The sequence below is a fragment of the Thermosynechococcus sp. Uc genome (assembly GCF_029335995.1).
GTDB lineage: Bacteria > Cyanobacteriota > Cyanobacteriia > Thermosynechococcales > Thermosynechococcaceae > Thermosynechococcus.
The window spans coordinates 1-15,233 of sequence record NZ_JARJMS020000045.1 but is presented as its reverse complement, the minus strand read 5'-3'; the positions used below and the strand labels follow the sequence as shown (position 1 = coordinate 15,233).

Sequence of the window (15,233 nt, the reverse complement as noted above, 5' to 3'; positions counted from 1 at the left end):
CTTGATGATATCCCTCTTGACACAGCAGCTTACTGGTTAACGTTATCACTGTAAAATCTACAGGAAAAGCAACTCTCCCTGAGCTGCTATGCTTCCGTTTTACTTTTGAGATTAAGTCTTTGTCAATTTTGGCAAAGCACTTTGTCTTTCTTGTTTTGTTACCTTTGGAAAAGGTGGACATGTCCACCTGTACTCTTGACCGATTTAAGCGATAAAATAAGGCTCTCCTGCTGTTCAAGCTGGGGTCAAGAAGATGCGTCAGTGAAATTTTGAACAACAGTTGTAAGTTCAAAATAGGAGAGTTGCAAAGGCAAGGGAAAAACCTTTAGTAAAATTTTTATATCCCCAGCTGTCGGAGGTGTTAAATGCTCTCCAGAAGTGACTTTCAGGCAAATGCAAGCACCTCTAAATCTGTTAAAAATTCCCCAAAGCTTGACTCTATCTAGCTTTGGCAAAATTGCTGAGATGGGAGAATATTTTTCTCCGAAGGTGCTTGCAACATTCCCTAAAGGTCTGGAAAGACAGCGCGCACGTCGGGATGAACCAGTTGGTAATCCTTGATAACGAGGCCTTTTGCTAGGGCAGGGATGACCTCAAGGGCGCGATCGCCAGCGTCGGCTAGGGCAAGGATATAGGGCAGCGTGCTGTTCGTGAGGGCTTGGGTCGCAGTGCGGGGCACCGCCGCTGGCAGATTAGGCACGCCGCAGTGAATAACCCCGCAGGCGCTGTAGGTTGGCTTGGCGTGGGTAGTGAGCCGCATGGTTTCCACGCACCCCCCCTGATCCACAGTGACATCCACAATCACTGCTCCGAGGGGCATATCTGAGACTGCCCCCTCTTTTACTAAGCAGGGAGGCCGCCGGCCGGGCACCAAAACAGCGCCAATGACTAAATCGCTGAGGGGCACCAAATCGTCAATCACATCGGGCGTGCTGTACAAATACTCAACGCGGGCGCCAAAGAGTGTCTCCAAATAGTGGAGCCGCTCCACATTGATATCCACCACACTGACGCGCGCCCCCAGTCCCACCGCCATGCGCACTGCTTCTGTGCCCACCACGCCTGCACCTAAGACCAAGACTCGCCCCGGCGCTACCCCCGGAATGCCTCCTAAGAGCACTCCTCGTCCGCCGGCAGGTCGCTCTAGGAAGTGAGCACCAAACTGCACTGCCAGCCGTCCCGCAATTTTGCTCATGGGCGTTAAAAGAGGAAAATAGCGCTGGCCATTTTGGGTTTCCTCCACCGCTTCGTAGGCAATGGCGGTTACCCCCGACTGCATGAGCGCCACCGTCAACTCCCGACTGGCGGCAAGGTGTAGATAAGTAAACAGGAGTTGGCCGCGGCGGAGGTAGCCATATTCCGCGGGCAGGGGTTCTTTGACCTTAATGACCAAATCGGCATCCCATGCTTCTGCTGCCGTCTTGACAATTTGTGCTCCTGCGGCGCAGTAGTCAATGTTTTTAAAGCCAGCACTTTCGCCTGCATCAGACTCAATGCGAATCTCGTGACCGCGCTCTCGCAAGCGGCGGACTGCGGCGGGAGTCAACCCCACCCGCGATTCTTGATCTTTAATTTCCTTGGGAATGCCAATACGCATGGATACCTTATGCTCCGAGGTCTAAAAATTGGTAACTGCCAAATACCTTTAGAATATCTGTTGCTTCCTTGAGGGCGCAAAGACAGTCGCTGACCACTGCCGGCCGCTGATGAATTTCCAAATCCACAAAGAAGAGATAGTCCCCCAAGGCCCGCTTGCTGGGGCGAGACTCAATGCGGCTGAGGTTAATCTGGCGATCGCTAAACAGTTGCAGCACCTTTAGCAAGGCTCCCGGCGCATTGGCCTTGAGGCTAAAGGCAATCGAGGTGTGGGTATCCCCCTCCTTGGGCCAGCCTTCCCCCTGTTGGCGACTGACAACCCAAAAGCGGGTGCAGTTGTCGGCAATATCCTGAATTTCTGTCGCCACAATGGGCAGTTGGTGCAGTTGGGCTGCCCGCACCGAAGCAATTGCCCCCACCCGATCCGACTGGGCTACATAGCGCAGCCCTTCGGCAGTAGAAGTAACGGGGCACTGGTGAGCATGGGGAAGATGGGCTTGCAACCAGCGCTGGCACTGGCCAAGGGCTTGGGGATGGGAATAGACCGCTTGAACTTGCGCCAAATCTGTTGTTTGGGCAATAAAGGCGTGGACAACGGGACGGATAAAGGCGTGCTGAATGTGGAGGGTATCCAGTCGCCACAGGGAATCGAGGGTAATGTTGACACTGCCCTCAACGGAATTTTCACTGGGTACTAGAGCCAAATCCAATTCTCCGGCGGCCAACGCCTCCAAGCAGCCAGCGATCGTCGTCAAGGGAATCAGTGTCAGGGGTTTGCCCTGCTGTTGGTGCCATTGGGCGTAGCTTTGAGCGGCTTCTTCACTGTAGGTGCCCACTGGGCCAAGATAACCCAGCTTCACCATAGACGATCCAAACAGGGGGGGCAAAGACTCAAGGGCACATCCTCACAAGGGATTTTCAAAATGAATGAGAATGAATGAGTTAGACGTAAGCCGGGTTCTGTTCAAAGGGTGGTTATCTATCTGGGACACTTGTTACCAAGTGCCTCTAGCGGCTCTGGCTAGCAAAGAACTGGGAAAAAGACCAACCCTGGTTCCTTAGCGCTAGCACGCCTTGCTTCCAGCCGGGGTTTACCGAGCCAACACCTCTCGGTGTTGCTGGTGCGCTCTTACCGCACCGTTGCACCCTTGCCTGTGAGGTTTCCCTCCATCGGCGGTATATTTCTGTGGCACTATCCTCGCGGTCACCCGCACTGGGCGTTACCCAGCAAGCTTGGTCTTTCGGAAGCCCGGACTTTCCTCAGGAGTGGAAGACTCCCGCAACCACCGCGCTAACTCATTCTGTTTTATTGTACTAGGGGCGCTTGGGCAATATTCCCTTGTAGCTCGGCCAAAATCGCCAAGGTTTCGTCCCAAAGGCCTGCATCAACCGCTGCTCCAAGGCGATGCCCGCACCCTTATCTTGAATTGATAAGTCCGTATCAAATCCGTTGCCCCCTGCACTCGCAAAATCACGCCACTAACAGAGATAAAGGCGCAGCGATCAGCGGTATCGGCACTCCCTAGCAGTGTCGATGTCCAGCGGTAGTTTTAGCCAGGTTGGAGTTGTCCATTGAGCTTCAGAGCCTGCGCAAGGAGATGTGCCCCGCTTGGGGGAGGATTGACGACTGCGATGTGAATGTGGCTCTAGTTGCGATCGCTCCTCTTGTTTTAAGTGGTGGTACTGGCCAACTGGCGCAACATCTTCAGCGCTTCATCCACATGGGCTTTGAAATTGAGCATGGAGTCAAACACGTGGCGCACCACGCCCTCCTTGTCAATAACATAGGTGATCCGTCCGGGAAGAAGGCCAAAGAGGGAAGAGGCGCCATACTGTTGGCGAACTTTATTGCCCGGATCACTGAGGACAAGAAAAGGCAATTGGTGGTTCTTTTGGAAGCCCTGCTGTCGCTCCACGGGGTCGCCACTGATGCCAATCACTTCAGCCCCCAGTTCTTGGAAAGCATTGTAGGCATCGCGAAAAGCACAGGCTTGAATCGTGCAGCCCGGCGTTTCTGAGGCGGGATAAAAGTAGAGGACAATGTTTTTGCTGCCACGAAAATCCGAAAGTTTGACTTTGCGGCCATCGGCGGCCACCAGTTCAAAATCCGGGGCGCGATCGCCCACTTGAATTGCGGTTCCCATCTTGGACTAATTCCCTCCCAACCACTTTTGGCCATTCAGGCGCTGCATCACGCCAAAGACCAATAAATCCAGTGTCACCTTGCGCTCGTCCCCCAAAAATGGCTCAATTGTGCTGGGGGCAATACCGCCACTGCTGCAAACAAAGGCCTTTGCCCCTTGGATATCCCCCTCTAGGAAGTAGAGGCGAAACTGATACATTCCCTTGCCCCACTCACCAATCACGGTATTTTCCTCTAGGCGTAGGGCGACTTCCCCTACTTTGCTGCTGAGGGCTTTCTCAAGAGCGGGTAAAAAGGCTTCGTTAATAAATTCAGCAAAAGGTTTATCTTCAACGGCAGGGGGCTTTTCCTTTTTGGCGGGTTTAGTGGGGGTTTCTTCTGCCATAGCGCTGCGACACGGTACTATTTCCTCTGCATGATAGCACTCTCCCTTGCAGGCAATGGCGATGGGGCAATTAGAATTACGACGCCCAACGATTACGGATCTGAATGGCATCGTTCACTTAGATCAGGTGTGTTTGGGGGGCTTTTGGTCCTACCAAGAATACACCCGCGAATTAGAAAATCCGCAGCATACGCTGTTGGTGGTGGCCAGCCCTGAGCAGGTGTGGGGATGTGGTGTGAGCTGGGGCATTGCCGATGAATTGCACCTTGTGCTGTTAATGGTGCATCCGCAGTACCGACGGCGGGGGATAGGCGGGTTACTGCTGTGTCGGCTATTGCAATTGGGACATCGGGGGGGCGATCGCCAGTGGGCAACTTTGGAAGTAAGGGCCAGCAATGAACCTGCGCAACGGCTCTATCAGCACTTTGGCTTTGAACTGGTGGGGCGGCGTCCCCGTTACTACCAGAATCCCGAAGAGGATGCCCTAATTCTTTGGCGCAATCACCTCAATACGCCGCAAACGGCTCAAGAACTGCAACGGCAGTGGCAGTACTGGCGATCGCGGGTTGAAGTGCAAGGCTGGTCACTCGTTGATTGCAGTTATTGATTACACCTGATTACACCTAGATAGCCAAAAAGGGAGATATTGCGCTTTGTTACGCTGCTTTCCCCGACCCTTGGGCTGGCGAAGGATAATGAAAGGGACACGTTTGGGAGACCTGTCTCATGAACTTGCTGGAACAGTTGCGACAAATGACAGTCGTGGTCGCTGATACGGGAGACATCCTCGCCATCAAAAAATTTACCCCCCGCGATGCCACCACGAATCCCTCGTTGATTACGGCCGCTGCCCAAATGAAGGAGTACCAGCCCATTGTGAATGAAACCCTGCGCAAAGCCAAGGCGGATTTGGGGTCTGGTGCCACTCCCCGTGAGATTGTCTCCCTAGCGGTGGACCGCTTGGCGGTGGCCTTTGGCCTGCAAATTTTGCAGATTATCCCCGGTCGGGTCTCAACGGAAGTGGATGCACGACTCTCCTACGATACAGCAGCCACAGTGCAAAAGGCGCGGGACTTAATTGGCCAATACGAAGCTGCAGGGGTAGGGCGCGATCGCGTTCTAATTAAAATTGCTTCGACTTGGGAAGGTATCCGCGCTGCCGAAATTCTCGAAAAAGAGGGCATTCACTGCAATTTAACGCTGCTGTTTGGCTTTCACCAAGCGATCGCCTGTGCCGAGGCGGGCGTGACCTTAATTTCCCCCTTTGTCGGTCGTATCCTTGACTGGTACAAGAAAAAAACGGGTCGCGCCGAGTACCCTGGGCCTGAGGATCCGGGGGTGATGTCCGTTACCAAAATCTACAATTACTACAAGAAATTTGGCTATCCCACCGAAGTCATGGGTGCCAGCTTCCGTAACATTGGCGAAATTATTGAACTGGCGGGCTGTGATCTGCTGACAATTTCACCCGCGCTTTTGCAAGAGCTGCAAAATACCAGTGGTGAGCTAAAGCGTAAGCTAGACCCGGCGATTGCTGCCACCCTTGACATTGAAAGGGTCTCTATGGATGAAGCCACCTTCCGCCAGATGCATGCCGCCGACGAGATGGCCAGTGAAAAACTAGAGGAGGGTATTAAGGGCTTTACTAAGGCACTGGAGACCCTTGAGGATCTGCTGACGCAGCGACTAGCCCGTCTTGAAGGCGCTGAAATCCTCACCCATGCGGCAGAAGAACTCTTCCATGTCTATGACCTCGATGGCGATGGCATCATTACCCGCGAAGAATGGCTGGGAACCGATGCCGTGTTTGATGCCCTCGATGCCAATCACGATGGTAAGGTCACTCCAGAGGATATGGGTGCGGGTCTGGGGGTTGTGCTGCACTTGGCCAAGGCGAAATAGAGCGCAAACGCGGCAGGCTTGCATCGGCATCCGCTGTACGCCACAGTGGAAGAAGCGTTCATTGCTGATCCACCAACAATGTCCGAGACTTCTCTTTCCTTTCAGCAATTCCTCAGTGACTGCGAGCAACTGGGGCTACTGCGCCTTGTCGTTACCAATGATGTTGCAGTTCTGGAGGTGCGATCGCCCCTCCACAAGGTCTTTTATGCTGAACTGCCCAAGGGGCGCTATGCCAACATGCACACAGAGGACTTTGAGTTTCACCTGAATATGGATCAGGTGGCCAAAATCCGCTTTGAGGAGGGTCAGGCGAAGCGGGGCAATTTTCCCACCTACGCCATTCGCTTTCTCGATGGCAATGAAAAGTCTGTCCTCAGCGCCTTTTTGCAGTGGGGCAAACCCGGTGAATACGCCGCAGGTCAAGTGGCCGCTTGGCAGGCTCTGCGGGAACGCTACGGCACCGAGTGGCAACCGCTGGTGGCAGCTTTGGAGACAAAGACATCCAACGTAACCCATGGCTAGTGATCTATGAAGGTTGTTGTTACTGGTGCCACTGGCTTTGTCGGCCAGCAGGTGGTCAAAGCGTTGAGCGATCGCGGCGATCAAGTCGTTGCTTTGGTGCGCTCCCCTGCAAAAGCGGCTAAACAATTGGCGAGCCTTTCCCGTGTGGAGTGCATTGGCTATACCCCAAAAGCAGCAGGTGACTGGTTTGCTGCCCTAGAGGGCGCAGATGCAGTAATTAACCTAGCCGGTGAACCCTTGGCCAATGGTCGTTGGACAGCGCAGCGCAAGCAAGAAATCTACGCCAGTCGCGTGGTGGGGACACAGCAGTTGGTGCAGGCGATCGCCCAATGTCAACAGCGGCCGCAGGTATTGGTATCCACCTCTGCCATTGGCTACTACGGCACCAGTGAGACAGAAACATTTGTCGAAACCCATGCCGCTGGCAATGATTTTCTGGCCAAGGTCTGTGTGGACTGGGAAGCAGCTGCCCAAGGAGTGACAGACTTAGGGGTGCGCTTGGTGATCCTCCGTTTTGGCATTGTCTTGGGGAAGCAGGGAGCACTGGCCAAGCTCCTGTTGCCCTTTCAGCTGTACCTAGGAGGGCCTCTTGGATCGGGTCAGCAGTGGTTTTCCTGGATTCATCAGCAGGACTTGGTGCGCCTCATTCTCACAGCCGTGGATGAATCAAAAATGCAGGGCGTTTACAATGCCACCGCCCCAGAGCCGCTGACGATGGCGGACTTTTGCCGTGTTTTAGCAGAGGTGATGCAACGCCCCTCGTGGTTGCCGGTGCCCGCCCCCGCCCTTCAACTCCTGCTTGGGGAAGGCGCCGATGTGGTGCTCAAGGGGCAACGGGTTTTGCCGGAGCGTACGCTGGCGACGGGATTTCAATTTGATTACCCCAACGCCAAAGCAGCTCTAACTAACCTCCTCAAACCACGATATACTGGTGATTCCCGCTAGTTTTGTTCAAAATGGTGGAATTGACCCCCGCAGCCCTTCAAGAGTTGGAACGTCTCCAAGCCCACGGCATGAATCGAGGCCGGACAGCAATTCTGCGGATTCAGGTGCAACCCAGTGAGTGCGGTGATTGGCGCTATGATCTTGCCCTTGTGGCCGAACCCGAGCCGACGGATTTCCTCACCGAGTCCCAGGGCTGGACGATCGCGATCGCTGCTGACGCTGCTGATCTTTTACGGGGTTTGCGCGTAGATTACATTGAAGACTTAATGGGGGGGGCTTTTCGCTTCCACAACCCCAATGCTAGTCAAACCTGTGGCTGTGGCATGGCCTTTCGGGTGAGCGCATCGTAGATTTTAGGATCACTATGGGGAATACGTTTGGGCATCTATTTCGCGTCACCACGTTTGGGGAATCCCACGGGGGCGGTGTGGGGGTAGTGGTGGATGGCTGCCCGCCCCGCTTAGAGCTATCGGAGGCGGATATTCAAAAGGAACTGGATCGCCGCCGCCCCGGCCAAAGTCGCCTGACTACCCCTCGCCAAGAGAGCGATCGCTGTGAAATTCTCTCTGGGGTCTTTGAGGGTAAAACCCTCGGTACCCCCATTGCCATTTTGGTGCGCAATAAGGATACCCGCCCTGAAGATTATGCCGAAATGGCACAGGTCTATCGTCCTTCCCACGCCGATGCCACCTATGACGGCAAGTACGGGATTCGCAATTGGCAAGGGGGTGGGCGTTCCTCAGCGCGGGAAACAATTGGCCGGGTAGCCGCCGGGGCGATCGCCCGCAAAATTCTAGCTCAAGTCGCTGGCACTGAAATCATTGCCTACGTCAAGCGGGTCAAGGACATTGAAGCCGTAGTTGATCCCGATACCGTAGAAGCCGTTGCCGTTGAGGCCAATATCATGCGCTGTCCCGATGCCGTTACTGCCGAAAAGATGATTGCCCTAGTGGATGAAATTCGGCGGCAGGCAAACTCCATTGGCGGCGTCATTGAGTGTGTGGTTCGCAACGTGCCTATCGGTCTAGGCTCCCCCGTCTTTGACAAGCTAGAAGCAGATTTGGCCAAGGGGGTCATGTCGCTGCCCGCTAGCAAGGGCTTTGAAATTGGCTCTGGCTTTGCGGGAACCCTGCTCACGGGTCAAGAGCACAACGACGAATTTTACGCCGATGAACAGGGACGAATTCGCACCCGCACCAATCGTTCCGGGGGAGTTCAGGGGGGGATTTCCAATGGTGAAAACATTATTTTGCGGGTGGCCTTTAAACCCACTGCCACCATTGGTCAGGCTCAAAAAACTGTGAACCAAGCGGGCGAAGAAACAGTCTTAGCAGCAAAGGGGCGGCATGATCCCTGTGTCTTACCGCGAGCGGTGCCCATGGTCGAAGCAATGGTGGCTTTGGTTCTCTGTGACCATCTGCTACGGGATCATGCCCAGTGTCACCTGCTGTTTTAGCGTTCTCGATTGAGAGCAATCAGTAACCGCAGGATAAAGATAAACAGGTTGATGTAGGTCAGGTACATCGAAAGAGCAGCAGAGAGATACTGATCATCGCGGTACGTCCGCGGTAGGACAAAGAAGTCCACCACCGCAGCCCCTACAAAGAGCACCACGCCAACCCCAGAGATGGCAATCTCAAGGAACGTGGGCGTAAACACGCCAAAGAAACTAAAAATTAACTGGAGAACCAAGACCACCAAAAGCGCAATAATGCCCAGTTGTACCGTCTTGGCCAAGGCAAAGCCATCGCGCTCCGAGAGATTGGAGCCAATGGGACTAGCAGCCATAAACGTGATGCCACAGCCTGCGGCGGCAAGGACAATGCCCATAATGCCCACGGTACTGAGGGCAACATAAATTAATCCGGCGAGGGTATAGCCCGATAGCAAGCTGTAGGTGGCCAGTAGGGGCAGAGCCAACCCATTATTCCCTTTGCGAGTGGCTCCCTGCGCAACAAAAAAGAGTACAAGTTCAGCAATGATAGCCACAACAAACGTGGGCATAAACAGCTGGGGCGCAGTAGCAAGCACACCCAGACCGCCCCAACTGCCCACCGCCGTCAGCAGAAGGCCGCCTCCCACAAAGGGCAGGGCATTGCGAATGACATTGGGACCGACGATTCCATGACTGCGCGCCTCACGAATCGCCTCTTGAAAGTTACTGGTACTACTCACGGGAATCCTCCAAGGGTGGTGAATAGAAACAAAGCCACACGGCATAGTTCTATTGTGCCAAAATTCCCTAGGGTGCCTAACTGGCGGCAACCACGGAGATCTCCGGCTCAAGGGCGGTTTTCTCCAACGGCAGATGAAGCTGAGTTAACAGACTCAAGGGCAAATGTTCCACCGTGGGCGAGTATCCCAGCCATTGGCTGGCCAAGCAAGCAAAGTGTTCGGGTTTCCCACTGACATAGAATTGCACTTGGCCTTGGGGACAAGGAGTGGCCAAATTCATAGCCTCTAATTTGCGCACTGTGGCACGGGCCACGGCATGGGCAGGATCAAGGTGATGAACGTTTGTGGGCAAGTACTGCTCGATCACATGGCGCAGGTGGGGGTAGTGGGTGCAACCGTAGATGAGAGTATCGGGGTCAAAGTCAGTCAAGGGAGCTAAGGTCTGCTGCACAATGCGATGGACGCGATCGCCATGGAGGCAGTTACTTTCCACAAGGGGAACAAACTCAGGGCAAGCCACTTGGGCGATCGCCACTGTTGGCGAGAGTTCCCGAAGCGCCCGCGCATAGGCACCGCTTTTGACGGTTGCGGGGGTGGCAATCACCCCAATGCGCTCTCCCAGCATAACCGCCATCCTCGCCGCGGGCATAATCAGACCAAGAATGGGAAAGGGAAATTCCCTGCGTACTTGAGCCAAGGCCAGGGCTGAACTGGTGTTGCAGGCCATCACCGCCATCTTGATTCCCCGGCTGTGCATCCACGTTAGAATTTCTCGCACGTACTGGAGAATTTCACTGCGGCGGCGAGTGCCATAGGGTAGCCGTGCGGTATCCCCAAAGTAAAGAAAAGCCTCTTGGGGTAAAAGCCTTTGCAGCGCCCGTAGAACCGTTAAGCCGCCCACCCCACTGTCAAACACACCAATTGCTCCCAGAGGATTTAGCCCTAGGGATGTCTTGTGCCAGTTGTCCACTCGAACCTCAACCTCACACCGACAAAAATGACATTGCCCTATTCAAGAAGGCAACCACAGCCAATCTAGGATGGAACACGCTCAAAACTGTGAGAGCCACTATGGGGAAGCAAGGCATCCCTTTGATGGACTCTAATGTCTTAGAAAAGGGCTGTAGTGCCACTCTAGCAGGTTTTGCCAAGAAGCGAATATTGACGCCAACACTGAACATAGAGTGCTATACATTGAATCACAGAACACCCGTGGCCGTAGGGTTGGTCACCCTCTACGGGGGAGTTGATGGTGTGAGGATAGGAAAAACAATGCTCAGTCAGGAACAGCTCACCCGCTCCCATGAGTGTGAGCGCGCATGGATTGAAATTGATGTAGCAGCCTTGGCAGCCAATACCCAGCATCTTCGCCAGTGGCTAGCACCAACCACAGAACTTTTAGCTGTGGTAAAAGCAGATGCCTATGGTCATGGCGCGCTCACGGTGGCACAGACGGTTTTAGCCCACGGGGCGACTTGGCTTGGAGTGGCCACGATTCCCGAAGGGATTGCTCTACGGCAGGCGGGAATTACAGCGCCAATTTTGGTCTTGGGATCCGTCAATTTGCCCGTCCAGGTGCAGATGATGGCCGAGTGGCAACTCCAGCCCACCCTTTCTACACCCAAGCAAGCCCTGATTTTCTCTGATTACGCCGATCATTTACGGGAACCCCTTGATGTCCATTTGATGATTGACACGGGCATGTCTCGCTTGGGCTGTCCGTGGCAGGACGCAGTGAGTTTTGTCCAATTTGTGCAGCGGTTACCCCACCTGCGGATCCAAGGCATTTACTCCCACTTTGCTAGTGCCGATGATCCTGACCCCAGTTTAATGTGGCAGCAGCAGGCCTATTTTGAGCAGGTGTGTCAAGACCTTGCCCGCCTTGGGTTGGGGCCGGTACGGCGTCACATGGCCAATTCGGCAGCCACTTTGGCCAACCGTAGCAGCCACTATGATATGGTGCGCATTGGTTTGAGCCTCTACGGTGTGTATCCTGCTCCCCATTTACGGGAGGTGGTGCCACTGCGACCGGTGATGCAGGTGCGATCGCGCATTACCCTGTTAAAAGACATTCCCGCCCATACGGGCATTAGCTATGGCCACCAATTCATTGCCCCTAAACCGATGAAAATTGCCGTTGTGGGTATTGGCTACGCCGATGGGGTACCGCGCCTTCTTTCCAATAAGCTTGAAGTCCTAGTGCGGGGAAAACGGGTTCGCCAAGTGGGGGCAATTACGATGGATCAACTGATGATTGATGTTAGTGACCTTGATGGGTTGCAAGAAGGGGATGTCGTCACACTCCTAGGTGAAGACGGCGAAGACTGCCTAACTGTGGAGACGTGGGCGGACACCCTCGGCACGATTACTTGGGAAATTCTCTGTGGTTTTAAGAACCGTCTGCCGCGTATTCCTGTCTCCTAGGACATTTTATTCCCCCTGAGAACCCAGCTTGCCAATGTCCTCAACCTAGAGGGGAGGATGCTGAGCAAGAAAGTCCCGCATTAACTGCTGGCATTGCTCCAAGTTCAGGTCAATCACTTCAACGCCGTGGGCTGCCATGAACTCCTGTGTCCCCAGAAACGTTTGGGGCTCACCCCAAAATATCGCTGCAAAGTGTTCACTCCACATTCCCCTGCGGGAGAGCGCGGGACTTCCCGCCGACTCGCTAAAACCAAACCCATGGGAATACCGCCTGTCTTGAGTCCTTGCTCTGTTTGGGCGATCGCCGCTGTCATAAATTATCCACTTGCGCCGGAGGCCCCGGCCTTCAGGCCGCAGAGGATTTTAAATTGGCGTTCACTCCTGATATGATGCAAGCCAAAATCTAGAGATGTCAGTGTCCATGATCAAGTTTTTAGTAACGGGTGGGGGTGGTTTTATTGGCGCTAACTTTGTGCGCTTAGCCCTTACGGAAGGCTGGGGGGCAGTACTCAACCTAGATAAAGTGACCTATGCCTGTCACCCCGGCACCTTGGCTATGTTGGCGCAACTGCCCAACTATCAATTTGCCAAGGGGGATGTGGGCGATCGCCCCTTTGTCCAAGAGCTATTACAAACCTTTCAGCCCGATGCTGTGATTCACTTTGCTGCCGAAAGTCATGTGGATCGCTCAATCAATAGTCCCCAAGACTTTATCCAAACAAATGTGGTTGGGACGGCGAATCTCCTAGAGGAAGTCAAAACCTACTGGCAACGGTTACCTACGAAAGCACAGGAGCAGTTTCGCTTCATTCATATTTCCACCGATGAAGTCTATGGCAGCCTTGGCCCTAAAGATCCCCCCTTTCGAGAAGACACCCCCTATGCTCCTAATAGTCCCTATGCCGCCTCAAAAGCAGCTTCTGATCACCTTGTGCGGGCCTACCACCACACCTACGGCCTGCCGACACTCACAACGAATTGCTCCAACAACTATGGCCCCTACCAGTTTCCCGAAAAACTGATTCCCCTGATGATCTGCCAAGCCTTGGCAGGGCAACCGCTACCCATTTATGGCGATGGTCAAAATGTGCGGGATTGGCTTTACGTTGAAGATCACTGCCGCGCTGTCTATACCGTCTGGCAAAAGGGTCAGGTGGGTGAAACCTACAATATTGGTGGCAATTGCGAAAAACCTAACCTTGAGGTTGTGCACACGCTCTGTGATCTGCTGCAAATCCTCGTGCCCCGGTCTGATTTGAATTACCGCAGCTTGATTACCTTTGTGAGCGATCGCCCTGGCCACGATCGCCGCTACGCCATCGATGCCCGCAAAGTTCAGCGGGAATTGGGGTGGCAGCCCCAAGAAACTTTCAACAGTGGCCTAGAAAAAACGGTGCGGTGGTATCTGGCTCATCCAGAGTGGGTTGAGGCGGCTCGCACCGCCAACTACAGCGCTTGGCTAGCAACTAACTATGGTTCTGTTCTCGCCCGTTGCCTATGAAGGGAATTATCTTAGCCGGCGGATCCGGCATGCGCCTTTACCCCCTAACACGGGTAGTCAGCAAACAGCTCATGCCCATTTATGACAAACCGATGATTTACTATCCCCTCTCAATTCTAATGTTGGCGGGGATTCGGGAAATTCTCATTATTTCCACACCAGAGCACCTCTATCTTTTTGAAAAGCTCCTAGGGGATGGTCAGCAGTGGGGTCTTTCCCTCAGCTATTGCGTGCAACCCCAACCCAATGGCTTGGCGGAAGCATTTATCTTGGGGCGCGATTTCTTGCAAGGGGAACCTGTGTGCCTTACCCTTGGGGATAATCTTCTCTACGGCCATGATCTTGTAGAGAAGTTGCAACGGGCAGCTCAACTTACGGAAGGGGCAATGATCTTCGGCTATCGGGTGGCCAATCCGCAGCAGTACGGCGTGATTGAGTTTGATGCCAGCGGTCGCGTTCTCAGTATCGAGGAAAAGCCAGCCGTCCCCAAATCCAACTATGCTGTGCCGGGAATTTATTTTTATGACCATCAAGTGTGTGATCTAGCAGCTCAACTGCAACCGTCGGCACGGGGGGAACTGGAAATCACTGACCTCAATTGCCTCTACCTCAAAAAGGGACAACTGCGGGTGGAATTGCTCGGACGTGGCTATGCGTGGCTGGATACAGGTACCCATGATCTGCTGCAACAAGCCAGCAGCTTCATTCGCACTCTAGAGGAACGGCAAGGGGTTAAAATTGCCTGCCTAGAAGAAATTGCCCTGCATCAGGGTTACATTACTCCAGAGCAACTTTATGAACTTGCCCAACCCCTGCGCAAAAGTAGCTATGGTCAATATCTCTTGCAGGTGTGGGCAGAAGTCACAGGAGGTATTCATGCTCAAGGTACAGCCTCTGGCCATTCCTGACGTTCTCCTTTTAGAACCCCCCGTCTTTCGTGATCAGCGCGGCTTTTTTTTAGAAAGCTTTAACCAGCGAGCTTTTAGGGAAGCTACAGGCTTAGAGATCACCTTTATCCAAGACAATCACTCCGCCTCACAGCAGGGGGTTCTACGGGGATTACACTACCAGCACCAGCACCCCCAAGGCAAACTCATTCGGGTTTTGGAAGGAGAAATTTTCGATGTAGCGGTTGATTTACGCCGCTCTTCGCCCACCTGTGGTCAATGGGTGGGGATTTGGCTGCGGGCTGAAACCTTCCAGCAACTCTGGATTCCTGCTGGCTTTGCCCACGGGTTTTGGGTGAAATCGCCAGCAGCACAGGTACTCTACAAAACAACGGATTACTACAATCCCCAAGACGAATATACGCTGCTGTGGAATGATCCAACCGTGGGCATTCGATGGCCAATTGACGATGAACCCCTCCTTTCTGTTAAAGACGCCCACGGTAAATCTTTTAACGAGCTTCCCCTGTTTCCCTGAGCTGGCAACACCCCATGAAAAATCCCTCCCCAATCGGAGAGGGATCTGCAGGGAAGAATAATTCCCTCTATTCCCTAGAGAGCGTTACCACGGGGGAGTACCTCTTCTGGGAAGACAAAGTTTTCATGGGGTTGGTCTTGGGGCGCCATCCAAGCACGGATGCCCTCATTCAACAGCAGGTTCTTCGTGTAGAACGTCTCAAACTCAGGGTCTTC

Annotated in this window: 17 protein-coding genes, 1 other RNA gene and 2 pseudogenes; 10 read left to right on the top strand and 10 right to left on the bottom strand. The window is 53.8% G+C overall.

Going from position 1 to position 15,233, the window contains the following annotated elements:
• The 6 genes and pseudogenes from P3X23_RS05355 to P3X23_RS05330 all read right to left on the bottom strand — a co-directional run.
• Nucleotides 1-181, bottom strand: a pseudogene (locus P3X23_RS05355) (IS4 family transposase); the annotation flags it as partial.
• Between the two features lie 324 nt (nucleotides 182-505).
• Nucleotides 506-1,597: an alanine dehydrogenase gene (gene ald / locus P3X23_RS05350; RefSeq protein ID WP_300873887.1), complete on the bottom strand. Its 1,092-nt coding sequence runs from the start codon at nucleotides 1,595-1,597 to the stop codon at nucleotides 506-508.
• A gap of 7 nt (nucleotides 1,598-1,604) precedes the next feature.
• On the bottom strand, nucleotides 1,605-2,459 hold the full coding sequence (pheA, locus tag P3X23_RS05345; protein ID WP_300873884.1) for a prephenate dehydratase: 855 nt from the start codon (nucleotides 2,457-2,459) through the stop codon (nucleotides 1,605-1,607).
• Between the two features lie 71 nt (nucleotides 2,460-2,530).
• An RNA gene (rnpB, locus tag P3X23_RS05340) (RNase P RNA component class A) lies at nucleotides 2,531-2,895 on the bottom strand.
• 371 nt (nucleotides 2,896-3,266) lie between these two features.
• A complete protein-coding gene (locus P3X23_RS05335) occupies nucleotides 3,267-3,740 on the bottom strand; it encodes a peroxiredoxin (RefSeq protein ID WP_300873881.1) in 474 nt (157 codons plus the stop codon).
• A gap of 6 nt (nucleotides 3,741-3,746) precedes the next feature.
• The gene (locus tag P3X23_RS05330) at nucleotides 3,747-4,124 is read right to left on the bottom strand and encodes a DUF2996 domain-containing protein (protein WP_300873879.1); all 378 of its coding nucleotides are present in this window, start codon (nucleotides 4,122-4,124) and stop codon (nucleotides 3,747-3,749) included.
• 61 nt (nucleotides 4,125-4,185) lie between these two features.
• Between P3X23_RS05330 and rimI the strand changes: the two genes are divergently transcribed.
• The 6 genes from rimI (at nucleotide 4,186) to aroC (ending at nucleotide 8,949) form a co-directional block, all read left to right on the top strand.
• A complete protein-coding gene (gene rimI, locus P3X23_RS05325) occupies nucleotides 4,186-4,731 on the top strand; it encodes a ribosomal protein S18-alanine N-acetyltransferase (protein ID WP_300873877.1) in 546 nt (181 codons plus the stop codon).
• Nucleotides 4,732-4,850: 119 nt separating this feature from the next.
• Nucleotides 4,851-6,026: a transaldolase gene (locus P3X23_RS05320; RefSeq protein WP_300873874.1), complete on the top strand. Its 1,176-nt coding sequence runs from the start codon at nucleotides 4,851-4,853 to the stop codon at nucleotides 6,024-6,026.
• Nucleotides 6,027-6,104: 78 nt separating this feature from the next.
• Nucleotides 6,105-6,548, top strand: a complete 444-nt coding sequence (locus tag P3X23_RS05315; protein ID WP_300873872.1) for a ChuX/HutX family heme-like substrate-binding protein — start codon at nucleotides 6,105-6,107, stop codon at nucleotides 6,546-6,548.
• A 6-nt stretch (nucleotides 6,549-6,554) separates the two neighbouring features.
• Complete coding sequence (locus P3X23_RS05310; protein ID WP_300873870.1) at nucleotides 6,555-7,493, top strand: TIGR01777 family oxidoreductase; 939 nt, start codon at nucleotides 6,555-6,557, stop codon at nucleotides 7,491-7,493.
• A gap of 11 nt (nucleotides 7,494-7,504) precedes the next feature.
• On the top strand, nucleotides 7,505-7,843 hold the full coding sequence (locus P3X23_RS05305) for an iron-sulfur cluster assembly accessory protein (RefSeq protein WP_300873868.1): 339 nt from the start codon (nucleotides 7,505-7,507) through the stop codon (nucleotides 7,841-7,843).
• Nucleotides 7,844-7,857: 14 nt separating this feature from the next.
• The gene (gene aroC / locus P3X23_RS05300; RefSeq protein ID WP_300873866.1) at nucleotides 7,858-8,949 is read left to right on the top strand and encodes a chorismate synthase; all 1,092 of its coding nucleotides are present in this window, start codon (nucleotides 7,858-7,860) and stop codon (nucleotides 8,947-8,949) included.
• On the opposite strand, the gene P3X23_RS05295 is transcribed toward aroC, so the two are convergent.
• Nucleotides 8,946-9,668 carry a Bax inhibitor-1 family protein gene (locus P3X23_RS05295; RefSeq protein ID WP_300873863.1) on the bottom strand — a complete coding sequence of 241 codons (723 nt, stop codon included), beginning with the start codon at nucleotides 9,666-9,668 and terminating at the stop codon, nucleotides 8,946-8,948. The genes aroC and P3X23_RS05295 overlap by 4 nt on opposite strands.
• A 76-nt stretch (nucleotides 9,669-9,744) precedes the next feature.
• The gene (murI, locus tag P3X23_RS05290; protein ID WP_300873861.1) at nucleotides 9,745-10,638 is read right to left on the bottom strand and encodes a glutamate racemase; all 894 of its coding nucleotides are present in this window, start codon (nucleotides 10,636-10,638) and stop codon (nucleotides 9,745-9,747) included.
• 302 nt (nucleotides 10,639-10,940) lie between these two features.
• Here murI and alr point away from each other — a divergent pair, with 302 nt between their 5' ends.
• Complete coding sequence (gene alr / locus P3X23_RS05285; protein WP_300873859.1) at nucleotides 10,941-12,092, top strand: alanine racemase; 1,152 nt, start codon at nucleotides 10,941-10,943, stop codon at nucleotides 12,090-12,092.
• 45 nt (nucleotides 12,093-12,137) lie between these two features.
• Here the strand turns inward: alr and P3X23_RS05280 are convergent, their stop codons facing one another.
• Entirely contained in the window at nucleotides 12,138-12,299 is a 162-nt protein-coding gene (locus P3X23_RS05280) for a hypothetical protein (protein ID WP_300873858.1), read from the bottom strand.
• Nucleotides 12,300-12,513: 214 nt separating this feature from the next.
• Here P3X23_RS05280 and rfbB point away from each other — a divergent pair, with 214 nt between their 5' ends.
• Genes rfbB through rfbC form a run of 3 tightly spaced genes read left to right on the top strand, consistent with a single transcriptional unit; the run spans nucleotide 12,514 to nucleotide 15,018 of the window.
• Nucleotides 12,514-13,593 (top strand): dTDP-glucose 4,6-dehydratase, encoded by a 1,080-nt coding sequence (rfbB, locus tag P3X23_RS05275; RefSeq protein WP_300873856.1) that lies wholly within the window; start codon nucleotides 12,514-12,516, stop codon nucleotides 13,591-13,593.
• Nucleotides 13,590-14,501 carry a glucose-1-phosphate thymidylyltransferase RfbA gene (gene rfbA / locus P3X23_RS05270; RefSeq protein WP_300873854.1) on the top strand — a complete coding sequence of 304 codons (912 nt, stop codon included), beginning with the start codon at nucleotides 13,590-13,592 and terminating at the stop codon, nucleotides 14,499-14,501. Before rfbB ends, rfbA begins: the two co-directional genes overlap by 4 nt.
• The gene (gene rfbC, locus P3X23_RS05265; protein WP_300873852.1) at nucleotides 14,470-15,018 is read left to right on the top strand and encodes a dTDP-4-dehydrorhamnose 3,5-epimerase; all 549 of its coding nucleotides are present in this window, start codon (nucleotides 14,470-14,472) and stop codon (nucleotides 15,016-15,018) included. Before rfbA ends, rfbC begins: the two co-directional genes overlap by 32 nt.
• Nucleotides 15,019-15,092: 74 nt before the next feature.
• Here the strand turns inward: rfbC and P3X23_RS05260 are convergent.
• Nucleotides 15,093-15,233 (bottom strand): annotated as a pseudogene (locus tag P3X23_RS05260) (photosystem II protein D2); the annotation flags it as partial.